This is a genomic window from Streptomyces sp. WAC 06738 (assembly GCF_003945505.1).
GTDB lineage: Bacteria > Actinomycetota > Actinomycetes > Streptomycetales > Streptomycetaceae > Streptomyces.
This window is the reverse complement of sequence record NZ_CP029618.1, coordinates 1,139,084-1,157,836: the sequence shown is the minus strand read 5'-3', so window position 1 is coordinate 1,157,836 and position 18,753 is coordinate 1,139,084. Positions and strand designations below refer to the sequence as shown.

The following is an 18,753-nucleotide window of genomic DNA, read 5'->3' as shown; positions in this document are numbered from 1 at the left end:
GACTCCCGAGCCCCCGCAGGGCGCTTCGCATCCTACGATCCCGGTGCGACACCCCGGGCGCCGTCACCGTCCCGCCGCGCGCTGCTGAACGCCGCCTGGAGCTGCAACCAGCCCGGACCCTCCGGGGCCGCGGTGGTCATGGCCGCCAGGCCATTCGGCTCCCAGGCGCGGGTCCCGTCGGACAGGACCAGGTGCGTCTCCGGCTCGCCGTCGTCCGGGAATCGGCGGCCAGCGGCAGGCGCGGGTGGCCGGTCAACCGCTCGACGGGACGCCCGCAGCCGACGCGCGTACGTGCCGCAACCTCAACGATCGTCACCCGCACCACCGTAGTTCCCGCTGGGGGACGGCTCGCGGGCCGTTGCGGAGTTACGGCGCCTCCAGGGTCACGCTGAACGAGAACCGGTCGCCCCGGTAGCGGATCCTGGCGACGTCCACCACCCTGCCGGCATCGTCGTACGAGACGCCCGTGTAGTGCAGGATCGGGCTCAGCAGCGGGACGCCGAGCAGTTCGACCGTCTCCGGTTCCGCCAGTGTGGCGGTGACCGTGTCCGTGATGCGGGCGATGCGGATGCCGGCGCGGTCGCGGAGGACCTTCGTCATCGGCCAGCGCTCCAGGTCCGCCGGGTCGATGCGGGCCGCCGCGTCCGGACGGACGGTGTTGTCGGCCCAGTTGGTGGCCTCGCCGGTGGCGCCGTCGTGGCGCAGTCTGCGGTACGTCATGGCCTCGGCGAGGTCGGGGAAGTACCCGGCGAGGTCCGCGGGGACCGGGGCGGGGCCGTGCGCCAGGAGGGTCGTGCGGTCGCCGGACTGCTGGGCGACGATCGCGTCGACCGAGCCCAGCAGCCGGACCGGGGCGGTGTGCCGGGCGGTGGCCTCGATGAACGTGCCGTGCCGCCGGTGGCGCGTGATCAGGCCCTCCTCCTCCAGCTCCTTGAGGGCCTGGCGGAGCGTGAGCACGCTGACGCCGTAGTGCCCGGCGAGCTGTTCCTCCGTCGGCAGCCGCAGCGGCGCGTCCGGGGGGCGGCCGAGGATGGAGGCGCGCAGGGACTGCGACACCTGGTACCAGAGCGGCAGCTTGCGGTTGAGCTGGAGGGAGTCGGGGGCGAAGAGGCCGGTCATGGCCTGAATTCTCGCCGCAGTCCCCGCCATACGTCGTCGTAGCCCTGCTGGAGGTGCTCGGCGTCCCGCGCCTGCGGCGTGAGCGTGACCGGCCAGCGGGTCTCGAACATGAACGCCAGCCCGTCGTCGATCTTCTGCGGCTTCAGCTCGGCGGCCGAGGCGCGGTCGAAGGTCTCCTGGTCGGGGCCGTGCGCGGACATCATGTTGTGCAGCGAGCCGCCGCCGGGCACGAAACCTCCCGGCCCGGCCGTCTTCGCGTCGTACGCGCCCTCGACGAGGCCCATGTACTCGCTCATCACGTTCCGGTGGAAGTACGGCGGGCGGAAGGTGTCCTCCCCGACGAGCCAGCGCGGCGCGAAGACGACGAAGTCGACCCCCGCGAGCCCCGGGGTGTCGGAAGGCGAGGTGAGGACGGTGAAGATGGACGGGTCGGGGTGGTCGTAGCTGATGGTGCCGATGACGTTGAAGCGGTGCAGGTCGTAGACGTACGGGACGTGGTTGCCGTGCCAGGCGACGACGTCGAGCGGGGAGTGGTCGTACGTGGCCGTCCACAGGTTGCCGCAGAACTTGCTGACGACCTCGACCGGGCCCTCCGTCTCCTCGTACGCCGCGACGGGCGCGAGGAAGTCGCGGGGGTTGGCCAGGCCGTTGGCGCCGATGGGGCCGAGTTCGGGGAGGACGAAGGGGCTGCCGTAGTTCTCGCAGACGTAGCCGCGCACGGTGGCGCCCGCGGTCAGCGGCTCGACGCGGAAGCGGACGCCGCGGGGCACGAGGGCGACGTGTCCCGGCTCGGCGCGCAGCAGGCCGAGTTCGGTGCGCAGCAGCAGGCCGCCGCGCTCGGGGACGACGAGGAGTTCGCCGTCGGCGTCGGAGAAGACGCGGTCCATGGGGGCGTTGGCGGCGTAGAGGTGGATCGCCATGCCGGTGCGCTGCGCGGCGTCGCCGTTGCCGCCGAGGGTCCACAGGCCGGCCAGGAAGTCGGTGCCTGCCGGGGGCTCGGGCAGCGGGTTCCAGCGGAGCCGGTTGGGGTCGGGGACCGCCTCGGTGAACGGGGCGGTGCGCAGGGCGCCGTTGTCCGCGCGGACGAAGCGGGGGTGGGCGGCGGAGGGGCGGATGCGGTAGAGCCAGGAGCGCCGGTTGCGGGCGCGGGGCTCGGTGAACGCGGAGCCGGACAACTGCTCGGCGTAGAGCCCGAGAGGGGCGCGCTGGGGGGAGTTGCGCCCGGTGGGCAGGGCGCCGGGGATCGCCTCGCTGCTGTGCTGGTTGCCGAAGCCGGAGAGGTACGTCAGCCCCTCGGCGGTCTTGCGCGCCCGCTCGGCGCGCTCCTGCTCTGCGCTGCTGGTCATGGGTACCGCCCGTCTTCCCGTCACCATTCCTATGGGGAACCATAGGAATGGTCTCAGGTGCACGCGGGCGGCGCCACCCGGCGCGCGTGACCCACCGCACGCCCGGACGGCCTGGGCGCCGAAAACTACCGGCGCTAGTTTGGTGCCGTACGCACACCGCCGACCCACCGGGAGACGTACCGATGCAGGCTCACGACGGCATGTTCATCGACGGCCGCTGGCAGCCCGCCGCCGGCGACGGTGTCATCGAGGTCGTCGACCCCGCCGACGAGCAGGTCATCGCCACCGTCCCGGCCGGGACCGCGGCCGACGTGGACGCCGCCGTCGCCGCCGCCCGCGCCGCGTTCCCCCGCTGGGCGGCGACGCCGCCCGCCGACCGGGCCGCGCGCGTCGGGGCGCTCGGCGACGTGCTGGCCGCCCGGGCGGAGGACATCGCCGCGACGGTCACCGCGGAACTGGGCGCGCCGCTGACGTTCAGCCGGAAGGTGCACGCCGCGGTGCCGGTCGCCGTCTCCGCCTCGTACGCGCGGATCGGCGCCTCGTACCCGTACGAGGAGAAGGCCGGGACCGCCACCGTCCTGCACGAGCCCGTGGGCGTCGTCGGCGCGATCACGCCGTGGAACTACCCGCTGCACCAGATCGTCGCCAAGGCCGCCCCCGCGCTCGCCGCCGGCTGCACCGTGGTCCTCAAGCCCGCGGAGAACACCCCGCTGGTGGCCCGGATCTTCGCCGAGGCCGTCGCCGCGGCCGGCTTCCCGCCCGGCGTCCTCAACGTCGTCACCGGGTACGGCGCCGAGGCCGGCCGGGCGCTGGTGGAGCACCCCGGCACCGACTTCCTGTCGTTCACCGGATCCACCGCCGTCGGCCGGACCGTCGCCGCGGCGGCGGGCGCGGCCGTCAAGCCGGTGGCGCTGGAGCTGGGCGGCAAGTCCGCGAACGTCATCCTGCCGGGCGCCGACCTCGCCAGGGCCGTGAGCGCCGGTGTCGCCAACGTCATGGCCAACTCCGGCCAGACCTGCACCGCCTGGACCCGGATGCTCGTCCACAGGGACGCGTACGACCAGGCGCTCACCCTCGCCACCACCGCCCTCACCAAGTACGCGCCCGGCGACCCCCGCGACCCCGCCACCCGCCTCGGGCCCGTCGTCAGCGCCGTACAGCGCGAGCGCGTTCGCGGCTACATCGAGCGCGGCACCGCAGAAGGCGCCGTACTCCTCGCCGGCGGGGCCGGGGCGCCCGAGGGCCGTGAGCGCGGCTACTACGTCCAGCCCACCGTCTTCGCCGACGTCACCCCCGGCATGACCATCGCGCAGGAGGAGATCTTCGGCCCGGTGCTGGCGATCATGCCGTACGAGGACGAGGACGACGCCCTGCGCATCGCCAACGGCACGGTCTACGGCCTGGCCGGCGCCGTGTGGGCGGCCAGTGATGCGGAGGCGGCGGCGTTCGCGCGGCGGATGGAGACCGGCACGGTCGTCGTCAACGGCGGGAAGTTCGACCCGCTGGCGCCGTTCGGCGGCCACAAGCAGTCGGGCATCGGCCGCGAGCTGGGGGTGGCGGGGCTCGCGGAGTTCCTGCACACCAAGTCGCTGCAGTTCTGACGCACGGACCCCACCGCCACCCGGAGATACGGAGACCCCGATGCCCCGCGCCGCCGTCCTGCCCGCGATCGGCTCCCCGCTCGAACTCGCCGACATCGACCTCCCCGCCCCGGGCGCCGGACACGTGCGTGTCCGGCTCGCCGCCGCCGGCGTCTGCCACTCCGACCTCTCCCTCGCCAACGGCACGCTGCGCCAGCCCGTACCCGCGGTCCTCGGCCACGAGGGCGCCGGCACCGTCGTCGCGGTCGGCGAGGGCGTCACCGGCGTGGCCGTGGGCGACGAGGTGGTGCTCAACTGGGCGCCGTCCTGCGGCGCGTGCCACTACTGCGGGCTCGGCGAGCCGTGGCTCTGCGCCGTCGCGGGCGCCGCCGCGGCCGAGCCGTACGCCACCCGCGACGGCGCCGGCCTCTACCCGGGCCTGGGCACCGCCGCCTTCGCCGAGGAGACCGTCGTGCCCGCGCGCGCCGTGCTGCCCCTGCCCGCCGGGGTACCGCTGGCCGACGCCGCGCTCCTCGGCTGCGCCGTCCTCACCGGCTGGGGCGCCGTGCACCACGCCGCCGCGGTACGGGCCGGGGAGTCGGTCGCCGTCTTCGGCGCCGGCGGCGTGGGGCTCGCGGTGCTCCAGGCCGCCCGGATCGCGGGCGCCGGGCCGCTCGTCGCGGTGGACGTCTCGCCCGCGAAGGAGGAGCTGGCGCGCGCCGCCGGGGCCACCGACTTCGTCCTCGCCGCGCCGGGCGGGGAGCGCGACACCGCGAAGCGGATCCGCACGCTGACCGCCGGGATCGGCACCGACGTGGCGATCGAGTGCGCCGGCCGGGCGGAGTCGATACGCACCGCCTGGGCCGGCACGCGGCGCGGCGGGCGGACGACGGTCGTCGGCATCGGCGGCCAGGAGGAGCGGGTGTCGTTCTCGGCGCTGGAGCTCTTCTACTTCGGCCGCACGCTTTCCGGTTGCGTCTACGGCAACAGCGACCCGGCCCGCGACCTGCCGGCCATCGCCGCGCACGTACGCACCGGGGAACTGGACCTGGGCGGGCTCGTCACCGCCCGCATCGGGCTCGACGGCATCCCGGCGGCGTTCGACGCGATGCTGGCGGGGCGCGGGGGCCGGGCGCTCGTGGTGTTCTGAACGCCGTCAGCCGGATTACTTGACGGGCCGTCGCGGCGGCGGAAAGAAAGTGCCCTGACGATCAAGCTGGGACAACGCCCCTGTCTTCACTTCTTGGAGGCGCAGGGCGCCCGGATGCGCTTTCCCGCAACTCTCCCCGCCCTTTGGGCTCTTGGTGGATAAAGTTTGTTTGCGGTGGAGTCGAAGCAGTTCCCAGGGTGACGAAAAGAAGTTAACTTGATGCGGACCGGTCAGACCGGGGCGTCGTCGTCACCCCCCTCCCGAGGACGACGCGCCCCGTGGCGCGACGGCGCGCGCCTGTGCAACCCCCCACCGACCTCTCCACGGAGGAAGCGCGTGCACAGGAAACTGAGAAAGGTCATGGCCGCATTGTCAGGCGGCCTGCTCGTGACGTCGGGCGTGGTCGCGCTCACCGTCACGCAGACGGCCACGGCCGCCCCGCCGCGGGCCGCGGCGGCGGAGTTCCGGCAGGTCGAACTCGCCAAGGGCGTAGCCGACATGGGCGAGCCCATGTCGCTGGCCGTGCTCCCCGACCGGTCGGTGCTGCACACCGCGCGCGACGGCACGCTGCGCCTGACCAACGCCGACGGCGACACCAGCGTCGCGGGCAAGCTCCCCGTCTACACCAACGACGAGGAGGGCCTGCAAGGCGTCGCCGCCGACCCTGGCTTCGCGTCCAACCGCTTCGTCTACCTCTACTACGCCCCGCCCCTGGACACCCCCGGCGGCGGCGCCCCCGAGACCGGCAGCCCCGCCGACTTCGCGCGCTTCGACGGCGTGAACCGGCTCTCGCGGTTCGTGCTGAGCGCGAACGGCACCCTGGACATGGGCAGCGAGGTCACCGTGCTGGAGGTCCCGGCCTCCCGCGGCCAGTGCTGCCACGTCGGCGGCGACATCGACTTCGACGCCCAGGGCAACCTGTACCTCTCCACCGGGGACGACACCAACCCGTTCGCCTCCGACGGGTACACGCCCATCGACGAACGCGCCGACCGGAACCCGGCGTTCGACGCCCAGCGCTCCGCGGGCAACACCAATGACCTGCGCGGCAAGGTCCTGCGGATCAAGGTCGACGCGGACGGCTCGTACGACATCCCGGACGGCAACCTCTTCGCGCCCGGCACGGAGAAGACCAGGCCCGAGATCTACGCCATGGGCTTCCGCAACCCGTTCCGCATGAGCGTCGACAAAGCCACCGGCACCGTCTACCTCGGCGACTACGGCCCCGACGCCGGCACCGCGAGCGCCACCCGCGGCCCCGGCGGCCAGGTCGAGTTCAACCGCATCACCGAGCCGGGCAACTTCGGCTGGCCCTACTGCACCGGCGACAACGACGCCTATGTCGAATACGACTTCGGCAACGGCTCCTCCGGCGGCGCCTACGACTGCGGCGCGCCCGTGAACGACTCGCCGCACAACACCGGCCTGACCGAACTGCCGCCGGCCCGGGCGGCGTGGATTCCGTACGACGGCAATTCCGTCCCCGAGTTCGGCAACGGCTCGGAATCCCCGATGGGCGGCCCCGTCTACGACTACGACGCCGGTCTGGACTCGGCCGTGAAGTTCCCCGAGGAGTTCGACGGTGACTACTTCGCCGGCGAGTTCGGCCGCCGCTGGATCAAGAACATCAAGGTCGACGGTTCCGGCGGGGTCGAGTCCATCAACGCGTTCCCCTGGTCCGGCACGCAGGTGATGGACATGGCCTTCGGGCCCGACGGGGCGCTGTACGTCCTGGACTACGGCACCGGCTTCGGCAGCGGCGACGCCTCAAGCGCGCTCTACCGCATCGAGCACGTACCGGCCGGGCAGGCGGCCGGAGCCGGGGGAGCCGGGGCCGGTGCGGGCGGGAAGCCGGAGGTGGTGAAGGCCGGCGGCGCGCGGAGCGACGGCGCGCGGGCCGGAAGCGCCGCCTCCGTGGAGCTGCGGCTGCCGGGCGACGGGCAGCTCTTCGAGTTCGGCGACGCCGTGCCGTTCGAGATCGAGGTGACCGACCCCGAGGGCGGCGAGGCCGACTGCTCGAAGGTGACCCTCGACTACCTGCTGGGCCACGATTCGCACGCCCACCACCTCGCGTCCGCCTCGGGCTGCTCCGGCACCCTGCAGACGCCCGCGGACGGCGGGCACGACGTGAGCGCCAACATCTTCGGCGTCTTCACCGCCACGTACACGGACGCGGACGGCACGACCGTCACCGACCAGCACCTCGCGCAGCCCCGGCACCGGCAGGCGGAGCACTTCAAGACCGCCGAGGGCGCCGTGGCCGAGCAGGCCGCGTCGGCGGAGGGCGGGACGCGCGTCGGCGGCATCGACGACGGCGGCTGGATCGCGTTCAGCCCGTACCTGGTCGAGGACGGCGAGTTCACCGCCCGCGTGGCCGCGGCGGCGGCGGGCGGTGCGATCGAGGTTCGCGCCGGGGCGCCGGACGGCGCGCTGCTCGGCACCGTCGACGTGCCGGCGACCGGCGGCGCGGACACGTACGAGGACGTGACCACCACGCTGGCCGGCGCGCCGGCGGAGACCACGACGCTGCACCTGGTCTTCAGGGGCGCGGGCGACGCGCCCTTCACCGTCGATTCCTTCACCCTCGGCTCCGGAGGCGAACAGTGACCGACGACAAGAAGCGGCGGGCCGGCCGGCTCGCCATCCCGGCCGCGGCCTGCGCGCTGCTGTGCGCGGCGGCGGCCGTACCGGCGGGCGGCGCGACGGCGGCCCCGGCGCCCGCGCCCGTATCGCCCGCCGCCGATCAGGCGGCTGCCTTCGACGTGCTGGTCTTCTCCAAGACGGCCGGATTCCGGCACGACTCGATCGACGAGGGCGTCGCGGCGCTCACCGAGCTGGGCACCGGGAACGACTTCTCGGTCACGGCCACGGAGGACGCCGGGGCGTTCACGGCGGCGAACCTCGCCCAGTACGAGTCGGTCGTCTTCCTGCACACGACGGGCGACGTGCTCGACGGGACCCAGCAGGCGGCGTTCGAGGGCTACATCAGGGGAGGCGGCGGCTACATGGGCATCCACGCCGCCGCCGACACCGAGTACGGCTGGCCGTTCTACGGCGAGCTGGTCGGCGCCTGGTTCGCCTCCCACCCGGCGATCCAGCAGGCCACGGTGAACGTGGAGGACCACGCGCACGACGCCACCGCGCACCTGGACGACCAGTGGGTCCGCACCGACGAGTGGTACGACTACCGGGCCGGCGCGCGCGACACCGCGCACGTGCTTGCCACGCTCGACGAGTCGACCTACGACGGCGGGCAGATGGGCGAGGACCACCCCATCGCCTGGTGCCAGGAGTACGAGGGCGGCCGCTCGTTCTACACCGGCGGCGGCCACACCGCCGAGTCGTACGCGGAGCCGGACTTCGTCCGCCACCTCCTCGGCGGCGTCCGCTGGTCGGCGGGCGCGGTCGAGGCCGACTGCGGCTGAGCCCGCCCCGAGATCCGTCGTCGCCGCGAGGGGCGGCGGCGACGGCCCGGCCCCCGGGCCGGCCGGCGCGGGGCGGAACGCCGATCCACCCCCGCCGAACCCAGGTGCCCGGCCACCCGGCCGGGCACCTGGTCCGTGAGCGGGCCGGGGCCGGTACCCGTTCCGGTGCTACGGCCTGTCGTCCGGCAGTTCGCCCTCCAGCAGCCCCATCGTGAACTGGTCGTACCAGCGCCCGTCCCGCCGGAAGACGGACCGCAGCCGGCCCTCCTCCGCGAAGCCCACCTTCTTGTAGACGCTGATCGCCGCGTGGTTCTCGGTCACCACCGTCAGCGAGATCTTGTGCAGCCGCATGTCCTCGAAGCCGAAGCGGCATATCGCGCGCACCGCGTCGGTGGCGTAGCCGCGGCCCCAGTACTCCTTCTCACCGAGGTAGACGTCCAGCTCGGCCAGACCCGTCTCCGGCTCGGCGTCGCGCAGCCGGACGAGGCCGATCAGCGCGCCGTCGGCCAGCACTTCGACCGCGTACAGCACGTCTCCGTACGCGTTCGGGGCGCGGTCCTCCAGGTTCCGGCGGACCCGCGCCAGCGACGCGGCGTAGCCGTCGTCCATCCAGCGCATCACGTCGGGGTCGTGGTTCCACCGCCACAGGGCGTCCGCCTCAGCGGGCTCGAACGCCCGCAGCTTCACCAGCTTTCCGAAGACCATCCGGCTTTCCTCGTTCTCTCAGGCGTCCTGGATGCGGCGCCAGGGCAGGTCGGCCTCCAGGGCGAAGGCCAGTTCCAGCAGGGTGCGTTCGTCGCCGTGGGCCGCCGAGAGCATCACGCCCACCGGCAGGCCGTCCGCCGGTGCCGGTTCGGTGGTGGGGGCGGGGAGGGAGATCGCGGGGCCGCCGTTGATGTTGTTGATGGGGGTGAACGCCACGTACGCGCGGAGGCGGTTCAGCAGTTCCTCGTACGGAACGTTCGGCGACAGGTGGCCCAGGCGCGGGGTCGTGTGCGCCAGGACCGGGGAGAGCAGCACGTCGTAGCGCGTGAGCGCCGCGTCGTACGCCTCGTCCGCCGCGCGGCGCAGGCGGCGCAGGAACGCCGGGGTGGTGTGCATCCGGCGCACGTACGTCGACCGCAGGCCCTTGCTCAGGCCGTCCATCCGGCGCGCGTCGAAGTGCCGGTCGTACACGAACCGGCCGCCCGCGCCGGCGAGGAACGCGAGCATCCCCCAGTACGCGATGAAGTCCTGCTCGAAGCGGCCGTCGAGCGGCAGCGCGTAGGTCTCGACCGTGTGCCCCTGCCCCGTCAGCGCGGTGGCGACCGCCGCCACGGCCGCGCGCGTGGCCGCGTCCGTCGGCGCGCCGGTCGGCGACTCGGCCACCAAGCCGATCCGCAGGCGGCGCGTCCCCGGGCCCTCGACGAGGCCCAGCGGGGGCATGCGCGGGTTGCGCCAGTGCCGTTCGGCCGCGGCGAGGAACGCCGCGGTGTCGCGCACGGAGCGGCTCAGCACCCCGTCGCCCACCATGTCGATGGGCAGCCTGCGGCCCGTCTCGTTGGCCACGACCCGGCCCCGGGTGGGCTTGAGGCCGACCAGCCCGCAGCATGCGGCGGGGATGCGGATGGAGCCGCCGCCGTCGTTGGCGTGCGCGATCGGCACGGCGCCGGAGGCGACGAGCGCGGCGCTGCCGCCGGAGGATCCGCCGGGGGAGTACGAGGTGTGCCAGGGGTTGCGGACCGGCTCGTCGTCCTCGTACTCCGTGCTGGCGTTGAAGCCGAACTCCGGCAGCCGGGTCTTGCCGAGGAACGTCATGCCGGTGCTGAGGAACTGGCGCGTGAACGGCGCGTGCCGCGGCGCGGGGTGCGGGGTGAAGGCCGCGCTGCCGTGGCCGGTGGGGAGACCGCCGTAGTCGGTGTTGTCCTTGAGCAGCGTGGGCACGCCCGCGAGCGGTCCCGTGGCCGCGCCGTCCGTCTCGTACGTGTCGAAGGCCGGGACGGCGACGGCGTGCAACTCGGCGTCGACGAGCCGGATCCGCTCCACCGCGGCCCGGGCCAGCTCCGCGGCACCGACCTCGCCGTCGCGGACGAGCGCGGCGAGGGCGACGGCGTCGTGCGCGCCGAGGGCGTCGTCCCGGAAGGCGTGCACGGGCGGGCGGGCCGCGGGCGTCGCCGCCGTGCCCGCACGCGCTCCCGCGTCCGGATCGCCGCCCCGCGCCCCGCGGCCGCGCTCGCCGGCCGCCTTGCCGTCCCGCCGGTGCGCCGTCGTGTCGTCGGTCATGGCCTGCCTCCCGGCTGGGGTGAGGTTTCCACCGCGGTGGCCATCCGGTCCACCGCCTCGGTCAGCACCTCGGGCGAGGTGGCGAAGTTGAGCCGCGCGTGCCCCGCGCCGCCCGTGCCGAACGGGATGCCCGACGCCAGCGCCACCCGTCCGTGCTCCAGGAACACCGCCGCGGGGTCGTCCCCGAGCCTCAGCGCGCGGCAGTCGAGCCAGGCCAGGAACGTACCGTCCGGAACGCGGTACTCCACTCCCGGCAGCCGCTCCGCCAGCAGCCGTCCGAGCAGCCGCCGGTTCTCGTCGAGACCGGCGAGCAGCGCGTCCAGCCACGGGCCGCCGTGGCGGAAGGCGGCCACGTGCGCGAGGGCACCGAGGTGGCTCGCTCCGTGCGACATCTCCTGCGGCAGCAGCGCCAGCTCGCCCGCCGACTCCTCGCCCGCGACGGCGACCGCGGACTTCAGCCCCGCGAGGTTCCACGCCTTGGACGCCGACAGCAGCGCGAAGCCGCGCTCCGCGCCGGGCACGGTCAGATACGGGACGTGCCGCGCGCCGGGCGGCACCAGCGGGGCATGTATCTCGTCGGCGACGACCCGCACCCCGTGCTCCCCGGCGAGCGCGGCGACCCGCGCCAGTTCGGCGGCGGTGTGCACGGTGCCGGTCGGGTTGTGCGGGCTGCACAGCAGGTACGCCGCGCGGTGGCCGCCGGCGCGCGCGGAGGCGAACGCCTCCGCCAGGGCGGCGAAGCCGATGCGCCCGTCCTCGCCCAGCGGCGCCTCGACCACGCGCAGGCCCAGGTGCTCGGTGTAGGCGTAGAACGGCGGGTAGACCGGGGAGTTGACGACGACGGCGTCGTCCGGGGCCGTGACCAGCCTCAGCACCTCGGCGATACCGCGCATCACGTCCGGCACGAGGGCGATCCGCTCCGTCGGCACCCGCCAGTCCCAGCGGCGCCCGGCGAACTCCGCCACCGCCTCCGCGTACGGCTCGACGGTCGCGTACCCCGTGTCGCCCAGGTCGACCGCCGTGCGCACCGCCTCGGCGACGGGCGCGGCGAGCCGGGTGTCCATCTCGGCGACCCAGAGCGGCAGCACGTCGGGCGGATACGCCCGCCACTTCACCGACGTCCGCCTCCGCAGCTCCGCGAGCGTCGGCCCGCGCAGCGGATCGGCCACCGGGGCGTCCGGCGTCCCGGCGCTCATCGGCGCCCGCAGGGGCGTGGCGGACGGGGGCGTACGAAGGTGTTCGACTGGGCCATGCCCGCCATGGTAGGTCGGCCGACCTCCACCGGACCTGCGAATTCACGCCTCCCGACGCGCCGGTGACCCGCCGGCCGGCCCGCATGGTCCGTCCTAGCCCTCCACCACCTGTTCGAGCCAGGGCAGGTACGCCCCGGCGAACGGCTCCGTGCCCGCCGCCACCGCGGCCATCAGCCACTCGGCCGACGCCGTCGCCCGCGCGACAGTCTCCTCGGAGTAGCCGTAGCGCATCCGGTGGTCGGCGAACTCGTCCTCGTCCAGCAGCCGCGGCTCGCGCTCCCCGCGCCGCCGGGCGACGTCGAGGTCCAGGTCGACCATCGTGACCTCCGCGGCCGAGCGCCACCGCGGCGGCGTGGTGATGTCCGCGTAGAGGTCGGTGCGCCGCGGCGGGGCGTTGAACTCGGCGGTCCACCAGGCGTCGCGGGGGAAGAGGGCCACGTGCGCGCACTCGAAGACCACGGGCGGGCCGGTGCCCTTGCGCGTCGTGCCGCCCGCGGGCTGGCCGAGCCACACGCCGTGCTCGTCCTCGCCGAGGCGGCGCATGGTCGAGTTCCAGTGGAGGGTGCCGTCGTACTTGCGGTAGATCACGCGTACCAGGTCGGCCATTGCGGGATCATAGCCCCGCCCACGGCCCGCCGGGCGGCACCCCCGCGCCGAGCCCGCATCACGCCGACGGTTCCCCGCTGAGCTGGGCGAACTGCAATTTCAGCCCGTCCACGAGCGCCCGCAACCCGGTCTCGAACGCGCCCTCGTCCACCTCGTGGCGGTGCTCCGGCAGCAGATGCGCCCGGCCGAGGTGCGGGTAGTCCGCCGGGTCGTACGCCGCCGGGTCGGCGACGAAGCCGCCCGCGAACGAGCCGAGCGCGGATCCGGCCACGTAGTAGCGCATCAGCGCGCCGACCCGGGTGGCCTGCGCCGGCGGCCAGCCGGCGTCGATCATGCCGCCGAAGACGGCGTCCGCCAGCCGCAGCGCCGCCGGCCTGCGGCCGGGGCCCTGGGCGAGCACGGGCACGATGTTGGGGTGCGCGGCCAGCGCCGCCCGGTACGACCTCGCCCAGGCCAGCAGCGCCTCGGGCCACGGCAGGCCGTCCGCGAACATCGACAGGTCGACTTCGGCGACCACGGCGTCGACGGCGGCGTCCAGCAGTTCGTCCTTCGTCGTGAAGTGGTTGTAGAGCGAGGGGCCGCTCACCCCCAGCTCGGCCGCGAGCCGCCGGGTGGACACGGCCTGCAGCCCCTCGGCGTCGACGAGGGCGAGCGCCGCCGTGACGATGCGCTCGCGGCTCAGCAGGGGCTTGCGGGGGCGGGCCATGCGGCACATTTTAGAGCGGGCGCCGCGGAAACTAGCAGCGCTAACCGCGAGGTCACGGGCCGGGTCCGCGGGGCCGCCGCGGCCGGGCGCGGGGTGTCGCACCCGGCGCGTACGGTCCTAAGCGCTTGCTCAGCGTCGGGGGTAAGGTGTTCTCCGCTGCACCCGGGAGAGCGGAGAGCGAGCATGCAGGACGTCCAGGACCCCGCGGCCTGGGGCGGCGTCGAGCCGGAGGCGGCGCAGCGGCTGCTCACCGCGGGCGTCGAGGCCTTCGCGGAGCGCGGCTACCACGCGACCACCACCCGCGACATCGCCGGCCGCGCCGGGATGAGCCCTGCCGCGCTGTACATCCACTTCAAGACCAAGGAAGAGCTGCTCTTCCGGATCAGCCGGGTCGGCCACGAGCGGGCGCGGGCGATCATCGCCGCGGCGGCGGAGTCGGAGGGCACGGCGGGGGAGCGGCTGGCGCGCGCCGTACGGGCCTTCGCGCGCTGGCACGCGGAGCACCACACGACGGCGCGCGTGGTGCAGTACGAACTGGCCGCGCTCGGCGAGGAGCACTACGCGGAGATCGTCGCGCTGCGGCGGGACATCGACAGGCTGGTGCGGGGGATCATCGAGGACGGCGTACGGGACGGCGAGTTCGCGGTGGCCGACGTGCCGGGGACGGCGCTGGCCGTGCTGTCGCTGTGCGTGGACGTGGCCCGGTGGTTCAGCGCGTCGGGCAGCAGGCCGCCGGACGAGCTGGCGGCGCTCTACGCGGACCTGGTCGGCCGGATGGTCGCGGCACCGGCCGCGCCGAAGCGGAGCGCCCGGAAGTAGCCGGCCGGGGGAGGCCGGAGCGGGTCGGCCGGAGGAGCGGGTCAGAAGGAGTAGCGGACCACCGACTCCGCGACGCACACGGGCTTCCCGCCGCCCTCGCGCTCGACCGTGTACCGCACGGTGAGCTGCACGCCGTCCGTGACCTCGGCCACCTCCGTGATCGTCGCGGACGCCCGCAGCCAGGAGCCCACGGGCACGGGCGCGGGGAAACGCACCTTGTTCGTGCCGTAGTTGACGCCCATGCGCACGCCCGTGACGTCGATGAGCTGCGGGCCGAAGAGCGGCAGCAGCGAGAGCGTGAGGTAGCCGTGCGCGATGGTCCCGCCGAACGGGCCCGCCGCCGCCCGTTCCGGGTCGACGTGGATCCACTGGTGGTCCCCGGTCGCCTCGGCGAACAGGTCGACGCGCCGCTGGTCGATCTCCACCCAGTCCGTGTACCCCAAGTCCTCGCCCACCGCGCCCTTCAGCTCGTCGACCGAAGTGAACGTGCGGGGCTCTGCCATGGCGTGCCTCCCGGGGCGGGCGCGGGTGCGTCGGGATCGTCTAAGCGACTGCTTAGCATTGTCGCGGTACGGGGTCGTGTCAACGGCCCCGCGCCGGGGAGCGGCGCGCGCCCGTGACCTTCCCCCCGGCATACCGACCGGTTAGTCTGCGCGGTACCGGCAACCGTGGGGAGGCGGGCACCGTGGGCAGCGTGCGGGACGCGCGGGCAGTGGTCACCGGAGGCGCCGCCGGCATCGGCGCCGCACTGGCGCGGCGGCTCGCCGCCGAGGGCGCCCGCGTCGCCGTCAACGACCTGGACGAGGCCGGGGCCCGCGCCGTCGCCGCCGAGATCGGCGGTGTCGCGCTCCCCGGCGACGCCTCCGGCGCCGTACCCGCCGCCCGCGAGGCGCTCGGCGGCATCGACCTCTTCTGCGCCAACGCCGGCCTCGCCACCGGCGGCGGCCCCGAGACCCCGGACGACGAGTGGTCCGCCGCCTGGGACGTCAACGTCATGGCCCACGTGCGCGCCGCACGCGAACTGGTGCCGGAGTGGCTGGAGCGCGGCGGGGGCCGGTTCGTCGCCACCGTCTCGGCCGCCGGCCTGCTCTCGATGGTCGCCGCCGCCCCGTACGCCGTCACCAAGCACGCCGCGCTCGCCTTCGCCGAGTGGCTCTCGCTGACGTACCGCCACCGCGGCATCTCCGTGCACGCGGTCTGCCCCCAGGGCGTACGCACCGACATGCTCCGCGCCACCGGCGCGGCGGGCGACCTCGTGCTCGCCCCCGGCGCGATCGAGCCGGAGCAGGTCGCCGACGCCGTGCTGGCCGGCATCGCCGAGGACCGCTTCCTCATCCTGCCGCACCCCGAGGTCGCCGGTTACAGCGCGCTGCGCGCCACCGACCCGGACCGCTGGCTGGGCGGCATGAACAAGCTGCAGCGGACACTGGAGGAGGGCCGGGACTGACCCGGGCGGGCCGGGGACCTTCCGGGAGGCCGGGACGGGCCGGGGTGCCGGGACCGACACTGGAGGCCGGGACGACGAAGGGCGAGGACATGGCGACGACGACGGGCGGGAACAGCGGGACGGTGCCGGAGCGGCTGCTCGCCGCCGCCACGAGGCTCTTCGCGGAGCGAGGGTTCGACCGCACCTCCGTGCAGGAGCTCGTCGAGGCCGCGGGCGTCACCAAGGGCGCCCTCTACCACTACTTCGGCTCCAAGGACGATCTCCTGCACGAGATCTACGGCCGCCTCCTGCGGCTCCAGCAGCAGCGCCTCGACCACTTCGCGGCGATGGACGCCCCGGTCGAGCAGCGGCTGCGGGAGGCGGCGGCGGACGTGGTCGTCACGACCGTCGACCACCACGAGGACGCCCTCATCTTCTTCCGCTCGATGCACATGCTGAGCCCGGAGAAGTACAAGGAGGTACGGGCCGAGCGGCGCCGCTACCACGAGCGCTTCCGCGGCCTGATCGAGGAGGGCCAGGCCGGCGGCGTGTTCTCCACCGCCACTCCGGCCGACCTGGTGGTCGACTACCACTTCGGCGCGCTGCACCACCTGGGCAGTTGGTACCGCCCGGACGGGCCGATGTCGGCCCGGGAGATCGGCGACCGGATGGCGGAACTGCTCATGCGCGCCCTGCGGCCGTAGCGCCGGAGCCCCGGAAGGCCGCGGCCGTACGGAGCCGCGCTCCCCCGCCCGTACGGCGCACGCTCACCCGCCCCGCGCGTACTTCCGCAGCTCGCGCAGGGCCAGCGACCGCTGGTGCACCTCGTCGGGCCCGTCCGCCAGCCGCAGCGTGCGCGCCGACGCCCACAGCTCGGCCAGCGGCGTGTCCTGGCTGACGCCCGCCGCGCCGTGCAACTGGACGGCGCGGTCCAGGATGCCGGTGACCTCCCGCGGCACGGCGATCTTGATGGCCTGGATCTCGGTGTGCGCGCCGCGGTTGCCGACCGTGTCCATCAGCCACGCGGTCTTCAGCACCAGCAGCCGCAACTGCTCCACCGCCACCCGCGCGTCCGCGATCCACGTCTGCACCACGCCCTGCCGCGCCAGCTCCTTGCCGAACGCCGAACGCTCCACCGCCCGCCGGCACATCAGCTCGATCGCCCGCTCCGCCATGCCGATCAGCCGCATGCAGTGGTGGATGCGGCCGGGGCCCAGCCGCGCCTGCGCGATGGCGAAGCCGCCGCCCTCCTCGCCGACGAGGTTCGCCGCCGGGACCCGTACGCCGTCGAGCACGATCTCGGCGTGGCCGCCGTGCAGACGGTCCTCGAAGCCGTAGACGCGCATGGCCCGGCGGACGGTGAGGCCCGGGGTGTCGCGCGGGACGAGGACCATGGACTGCTGGCGGCGGAGATCGGTGCCGTGCGGGTCGGTCTTGCCCATGACGATGAACACGGCGCAATCCGGGTTCATCGCCCCGGAGATGTACCACTTGCGGCCGTCGATGACGTACGAGTCGCCGTCCCGCTCGATCCTGGTCTCGATGTTCGTGGCGTCGGAGGAGGCGACGGCCGGCTCGGTCATCGCGAACGCCGACCGGATACGCCCCTCCAGCAGCGGCTCCAGCCACCGCGCGCGCTGCTCCGGGGTGGCGAACTGGGCCAGCAGCTCCATGTTCCCGGTGTCCGGCGCGCTGCAGTTGAGCGCCAGCGGCGCCAGGTGCGGGCTGCGGCCGGTGATCTCCGCGAGCGGCGCGTACTGCAGGTTCGTCAGGCCCGCCCCGTACACGGTGTCGGGGAGGAAGAGGTTCCACAGCCCGCGCCTGCGCGCCTCGGCGCGCAGCTCGGCCACGACGGGCGGGTGCGCCCACGGGTCGTCTGCCCCGGCGAGCTGCGCGGCGGCGACGGGCTCGGCGGGGAAGACGTGCTCGGTCATGAACGCGAGCAGGCGCTCGCGCAGTTCCTCGGTGCGCGCGTCGGGTGCGAAGTCCATGGCCGGTCAGCCTTCCTGCAGAGTGGTGCGGCCGCCCGCGATGAAGCGGGGCACGAGTTCGCCGATGCGGTCGAAGCCGGCGCCGACGGTCTGGCCGAGCGTGAAGCGGTAGTGGATGCCCTCCAGGATCACGGCGAGCTTGAAGTACGCGAAGGCCGTGTACCACGCGACGCGGGAGACGTCGCGGCCGGACCGCTCGGCGTAGCGGGCGACGATCTCGGCGGCGGCCGGGTGCCCCGGGGCGTCCGCGGTGGTGGCGATGGGGGAGTCGGCGCCGGCGGGGGTGCTGTACATGGCGAGCAGGCCGAGGTCCGTGAGCGGGTCGCCGAGCGTCGACATCTCCCAGTCCAGGACGGCGGTCACGGTGCCGGCGGCGTCGACGAGGACGTTGTCGAGGCGGTAGTCGCCGTGGACGACGGCGGGCGCGGCGGCGGGCGGCAGGTCGCGGGCGAGGGCGTCGTGCAGCTCGTCGATGCCGGGCAGCTCGCGGCTGCGGGAGGCGTCGAGCTGCTTGCCCCAGCGGCGGAGCTGGCGTTCCAGGAAGCCGTCGGGACGGCCGAAGCCGGCCAGGCCGGCTTCGGCCGGGTCGACCTCGTGGAGGCGGACCAGGGTGTCGACGAGTCCTTCGACCACGGCGCGGGTGCGCGCGGGGCCGAGCGGCGCGAGCTGCCCCGCGGTGCGGTAGACGGTGCCGGGGACGTACTCCATGACGTAGAAGGGGGCGCCGAGCACCGTCTCGTCGGTACAGAGCAGCAGGGTCCGCGGTACGGGGACGGGGGTGGGGTGCAGGGCGGTGAGCACGCGGTGCTCGCGGGCCATGTCGTGGGCGGTGGCGAGGACATGGCCGAGCGGGGGGCGGCGGACGACCCAGCGGCCGGTGCCGTCGGTGACGTCGTACGTGAGATTGGACCTGCCGCCCTCGACGAGCCGGGCGCGGAGCCCGCCGCGGACGAGCCCGGGGAGGTGCGCGTCGAGGTGCCGGCGCAGGGCGTGGGGGTCGAGGCCGGGCGGGTGGTCGTCGCTCATGCGGGGTCCCTCCGGGGGCGGCGGTCGACGGCGGACCCGGCGGC

General features: G+C 74.4%; 17 protein-coding genes. 7 read left to right on the top strand and 10 right to left on the bottom strand.

Annotated features, from left to right (window positions below; genetic code table 11):
• Positions 1-366: 366 nt before the first annotated feature.
• Both DMB38_RS04740 and hmgA read right to left on the bottom strand, forming a co-directional pair.
• Positions 367-1,119 (bottom strand): GntR family transcriptional regulator, encoded by a 753-nt coding sequence (locus DMB38_RS04740; RefSeq protein ID WP_125934087.1) that lies wholly within the window; start codon positions 1,117-1,119, stop codon positions 367-369.
• On the bottom strand, positions 1,116-2,465 hold the full coding sequence (hmgA, locus tag DMB38_RS04735) for a homogentisate 1,2-dioxygenase (protein ID WP_125934086.1): 1,350 nt from the start codon (positions 2,463-2,465) through the stop codon (positions 1,116-1,118). Before hmgA ends, DMB38_RS04740 begins: the two co-directional genes overlap by 4 nt.
• Positions 2,466-2,647: 182 nt before the next feature.
• Between hmgA and DMB38_RS04730 the strand changes: the two genes are divergently transcribed.
• From DMB38_RS04730 to DMB38_RS04715, 4 genes are all read left to right on the top strand, one after another.
• Positions 2,648-4,066: an aldehyde dehydrogenase family protein gene (locus DMB38_RS04730; RefSeq protein ID WP_125934085.1), complete on the top strand. Its 1,419-nt coding sequence runs from the start codon at positions 2,648-2,650 to the stop codon at positions 4,064-4,066.
• Between the two features lie 40 nt (positions 4,067-4,106).
• Positions 4,107-5,195: a Zn-dependent alcohol dehydrogenase gene (locus DMB38_RS04725; protein WP_125934084.1), complete on the top strand. Its 1,089-nt coding sequence runs from the start codon at positions 4,107-4,109 to the stop codon at positions 5,193-5,195.
• A 360-nt stretch (positions 5,196-5,555) separates the two neighbouring features.
• Entirely contained in the window at positions 5,556-7,802 is a 2,247-nt protein-coding gene (locus DMB38_RS04720; RefSeq protein ID WP_240661973.1) for a PQQ-dependent sugar dehydrogenase, read from the top strand.
• A complete protein-coding gene (locus tag DMB38_RS04715; protein ID WP_125934083.1) occupies positions 7,799-8,620 on the top strand; it encodes a ThuA domain-containing protein in 822 nt (273 codons plus the stop codon). The genes DMB38_RS04720 and DMB38_RS04715 overlap by 4 nt, the downstream gene beginning before the upstream one ends.
• 168 nt (positions 8,621-8,788) lie before the next feature.
• Here the strand turns inward: DMB38_RS04715 and DMB38_RS04710 are convergent, their stop codons facing one another.
• The 5 genes from DMB38_RS04710 to DMB38_RS04690 all read right to left on the bottom strand — a co-directional run bounded on the left by DMB38_RS04710 (position 8,789) and on the right by DMB38_RS04690 (position 13,447).
• On the bottom strand, positions 8,789-9,325 hold the full coding sequence (locus DMB38_RS04710) for a GNAT family N-acetyltransferase (protein ID WP_125934082.1): 537 nt from the start codon (positions 9,323-9,325) through the stop codon (positions 8,789-8,791).
• A gap of 18 nt (positions 9,326-9,343) precedes the next feature.
• On the bottom strand, positions 9,344-10,882 hold the full coding sequence (locus DMB38_RS04705) for an amidase (protein WP_125934081.1): 1,539 nt from the start codon (positions 10,880-10,882) through the stop codon (positions 9,344-9,346).
• On the bottom strand, positions 10,879-12,078 hold the full coding sequence (locus DMB38_RS04700; protein ID WP_125934080.1) for an aminotransferase class I/II-fold pyridoxal phosphate-dependent enzyme: 1,200 nt from the start codon (positions 12,076-12,078) through the stop codon (positions 10,879-10,881). Before DMB38_RS04700 ends, DMB38_RS04705 begins: the two co-directional genes overlap by 4 nt.
• Before the next feature lie 150 nt (positions 12,079-12,228).
• Positions 12,229-12,741, bottom strand: a complete 513-nt coding sequence (locus tag DMB38_RS04695) for a DUF402 domain-containing protein (RefSeq protein ID WP_125934079.1) — start codon at positions 12,739-12,741, stop codon at positions 12,229-12,231.
• 58 nt (positions 12,742-12,799) lie between these two features.
• On the bottom strand, positions 12,800-13,447 hold the full coding sequence (locus tag DMB38_RS04690; RefSeq protein ID WP_125934078.1) for a TetR/AcrR family transcriptional regulator: 648 nt from the start codon (positions 13,445-13,447) through the stop codon (positions 12,800-12,802).
• A 183-nt stretch (positions 13,448-13,630) separates the two neighbouring features.
• Here DMB38_RS04690 and DMB38_RS04685 point away from each other — a divergent pair, with 183 nt between their 5' ends.
• Positions 13,631-14,266 carry a TetR/AcrR family transcriptional regulator gene (locus DMB38_RS04685; RefSeq protein ID WP_125934077.1) on the top strand — a complete coding sequence of 212 codons (636 nt, stop codon included), beginning with the start codon at positions 13,631-13,633 and terminating at the stop codon, positions 14,264-14,266.
• A 41-nt stretch (positions 14,267-14,307) separates the two neighbouring features.
• On the opposite strand, the gene DMB38_RS04680 is transcribed toward DMB38_RS04685, so the two are convergent.
• The gene (locus DMB38_RS04680) at positions 14,308-14,769 is read right to left on the bottom strand and encodes a MaoC family dehydratase (RefSeq protein WP_125934076.1); all 462 of its coding nucleotides are present in this window, start codon (positions 14,767-14,769) and stop codon (positions 14,308-14,310) included.
• A 182-nt stretch (positions 14,770-14,951) separates the two neighbouring features.
• On the opposite strand from DMB38_RS04680, the gene DMB38_RS04675 reads away from it, so the two are divergent.
• On the top strand, positions 14,952-15,713 hold the full coding sequence (locus DMB38_RS04675) for an SDR family oxidoreductase (protein WP_125934075.1): 762 nt from the start codon (positions 14,952-14,954) through the stop codon (positions 15,711-15,713).
• An 89-nt stretch (positions 15,714-15,802) separates the two neighbouring features.
• On the top strand, positions 15,803-16,396 hold the full coding sequence (locus DMB38_RS04670; RefSeq protein WP_125938810.1) for a TetR/AcrR family transcriptional regulator: 594 nt from the start codon (positions 15,803-15,805) through the stop codon (positions 16,394-16,396).
• Between the two features lie 63 nt (positions 16,397-16,459).
• Here DMB38_RS04670 and DMB38_RS04665 read toward each other — a convergent pair whose 3' ends face one another.
• Entirely contained in the window at positions 16,460-17,683 is a 1,224-nt protein-coding gene (locus DMB38_RS04665) for an acyl-CoA dehydrogenase family protein (protein ID WP_125934074.1), read from the bottom strand.
• A gap of 6 nt (positions 17,684-17,689) precedes the next feature.
• On the bottom strand, positions 17,690-18,709 hold the full coding sequence (locus tag DMB38_RS04660) for a phosphotransferase family protein (protein ID WP_125934073.1): 1,020 nt from the start codon (positions 18,707-18,709) through the stop codon (positions 17,690-17,692).
• Positions 18,710-18,753: the final 44 nt, after the last annotated feature.

Coding starts and splice junctions, on each gene's coding strand:
- DMB38_RS04695 (WP_125934079.1), bottom strand. CDS start 12,741: ATGGCCGACCTGGTACGCGTGATCTACCGCAAGTACGACGGCACCCTC.
- DMB38_RS04690 (WP_125934078.1), bottom strand. CDS start 13,447: ATGGCCCGCCCCCGCAAGCCCCTGCTGAGCCGCGAGCGCATCGTCACG.
- DMB38_RS04680 (WP_125934076.1), bottom strand. CDS start 14,769: ATGGCAGAGCCCCGCACGTTCACTTCGGTCGACGAGCTGAAGGGCGCG.
- DMB38_RS04700 (WP_125934080.1), bottom strand. CDS start 12,078: ATGAGCGCCGGGACGCCGGACGCCCCGGTGGCCGATCCGCTGCGCGGG.
- DMB38_RS04710 (WP_125934082.1), bottom strand. CDS start 9,325: ATGGTCTTCGGAAAGCTGGTGAAGCTGCGGGCGTTCGAGCCCGCTGAG.
- DMB38_RS04665 (WP_125934074.1), bottom strand. CDS start 17,683: ATGGACTTCGCACCCGACGCGCGCACCGAGGAACTGCGCGAGCGCCTG.
- DMB38_RS04725 (WP_125934084.1), top strand. CDS start 4,107: ATGCCCCGCGCCGCCGTCCTGCCCGCGATCGGCTCCCCGCTCGAACTC.
- DMB38_RS04705 (WP_125934081.1), bottom strand. CDS start 10,882: ATGACCGACGACACGACGGCGCACCGGCGGGACGGCAAGGCGGCCGGC.
- DMB38_RS04670 (WP_125938810.1), top strand. CDS start 15,803: ATGGCGACGACGACGGGCGGGAACAGCGGGACGGTGCCGGAGCGGCTG.
- DMB38_RS04720 (WP_240661973.1), top strand. CDS start 5,556: ATGGCCGCATTGTCAGGCGGCCTGCTCGTGACGTCGGGCGTGGTCGCG.
- DMB38_RS04740 (WP_125934087.1), bottom strand. CDS start 1,119: ATGACCGGCCTCTTCGCCCCCGACTCCCTCCAGCTCAACCGCAAGCTG.
- DMB38_RS04730 (WP_125934085.1), top strand. CDS start 2,648: ATGCAGGCTCACGACGGCATGTTCATCGACGGCCGCTGGCAGCCCGCC.
- DMB38_RS04685 (WP_125934077.1), top strand. CDS start 13,631: ATGCAGGACGTCCAGGACCCCGCGGCCTGGGGCGGCGTCGAGCCGGAG.
- hmgA (WP_125934086.1), bottom strand. CDS start 2,465: ATGACCAGCAGCGCAGAGCAGGAGCGCGCCGAGCGGGCGCGCAAGACC.
- DMB38_RS04660 (WP_125934073.1), bottom strand. CDS start 18,709: ATGAGCGACGACCACCCGCCCGGCCTCGACCCCCACGCCCTGCGCCGG.